The organism is Halopseudomonas oceani, from assembly GCF_002903165.1.
GTDB classification, from domain to species: domain Bacteria; phylum Pseudomonadota; class Gammaproteobacteria; order Pseudomonadales; family Pseudomonadaceae; genus Halopseudomonas; species Halopseudomonas oceani.
Genome location: NZ_PPSK01000054.1, coordinates 1 through 1755 on the forward strand (window position 1 = coordinate 1; position 1755 = coordinate 1755).

The following is a 1755-nucleotide window of genomic DNA, read 5'->3' on the forward strand; positions in this document are numbered from 1 at the left end:
CAATGACGTTGATACCGGCGTGGTCGAAGATTAGTGGTCTAACGGGCTCGGTTACAACTACCGGGGCTAAACCGCAACTAATCCGACTTACCAGTGCTGCGGCCCATAAGTGGGAAAGCGGCTTAGAGCACAAGGCACTGTTCAAGAGTTTTGCAATGCGAGCAATTGCAGTGTCTGCGCTTTCTGTTATTGCCGCGGCAGCCGAATATTTTCAGGTGCAAGAAGAAATAGGTGGTGCAGAGTCTGAAGATCGGAAAAATGCATTGCGGGCCAAGCTATTCATCACGGCCGTCATTGGAGCGGTTGCAGCTTTTCAATTAATGACCTCCGCTGCTACCTGGCTAGGAGTGATGTCTGCCAGCCTTACTATTGCCCCGTGGATGGTTATCGCATTAGCGATGCTGGGCATGGCTCATCTAATCATTTCGCTAATTTCAGACTCATTGAAGCTGGAGGGCTTCAAGCTATGGCTTTACCGCAGCAGTTGGGGCAAAGCGAGCAATCCTTACTGGCCGGACACCCAGAAGGGAAATGCAGACGAGCTAAGAGCCTTGCACGAGGTATTGCTGCGCCCCACCGTTATTGCCAAAACACTGGAAGACGGTGTTTGGCTAAAGCTGATTTTCCCTCCTAGCATCGCCGGACACACGGCAAGCATCCACCCGACGATGGTTACAGAAGGAAACTGGTTTCGCTCCGACAGAGAAACCGGCTACCGTGCAGGAATGTACTCTGGTTACATGTCAGAGGGCCGCTGGATCGAACTTAACGAGCTTGGAGAATGGGCTTCCCTTGGGGCCCGCAATCAGCCAAACAAAGTTTGGCCTGTCTACCAGGCGACTGACTGGCGTATCTGGCTCGTCCACATACCGCGTTCCCGCGGCATGGACCGACTTGATATCAGCATCAAGTATCCACCTGCTGTACTGCAACGCCCCGACAATCTCGGCTATCGATTCAGCATCAACCTGGCCGGAATACAGGAGGGCACGTTGCATGAGAATCCTTACGTAAAAAATCGGCAAGTCGAACCGGCTAGTGTTGCCACATCTCCATCTGGGCCAGTGAAAGCACACTCAAATTCCGGTTTCAATCTGGGAGTCATTTAATGAGACGGACCTCATGGCGCAAAACAGCAGAGCTTTCAAAAAAGATGGAGTGGAAGCACTCCGAAGAAGGCGTTCTATTGACATGGACAGTCAAGGCTATTGACAAGAAGATACTGGCATTCGACGGGATAGGAATTATCTGCATCATAGGAGCGTCGCTTTGCATCGCTTTGTATAGCTATTTTTTTAACGATGCTTTTGAAGTCGATATATTCTGCGCGACTGCCGCATTCATGGGCTTTTTTTTCTACAAACACTCCATGCAAAAAACAGTCTTCGTCTATCGCGCAACCTCCAACCACCTTGAGGTCTGCCGCTGGCAAGACATTCCCGACATGGTGTTTATCTTCCTGCGTGTATTCCCTTTCCTGATGATCGGGATTGTCTTGATGCTGTTGATCAGCAACCCGGCACTCTCCATTGCTGCGCTGGCCGGCCCGGCTTTGGTGGGGATCGGACTGGCCTCGGTGGGTGGCGACTCGAGCTACCAAACTTACTGGCAAGACTTTCAGCATGATGACTATCTGTGGAGCGACGTGCTGGAGGCCATGCTGGACGCCGAGCAAGGCCTCATCGTGCTAACGCTACCTTACGAACTGCCGCCTGAGTATGCCGCGCAAATAGAAAATCCGGAGCAGTTCAACGG

1 protein-coding gene and 1 pseudogene are annotated in these 1755 nt (G+C 51.9%); both read left to right on the plus strand.

Going from position 1 to position 1755, the window contains the following annotated elements:
* Nucleotides 1-1109 (plus strand): annotated as a pseudogene (locus C1949_RS19185) (hypothetical protein); the annotation flags it as partial.
* A partial coding sequence (locus tag C1949_RS19190; RefSeq protein WP_146040369.1) for a hypothetical protein occupies nucleotides 1109-1755 on the plus strand: 647 nt, incomplete at its 3' end. The pseudogene C1949_RS19185 and the gene C1949_RS19190, both read left to right, overlap by 1 nt.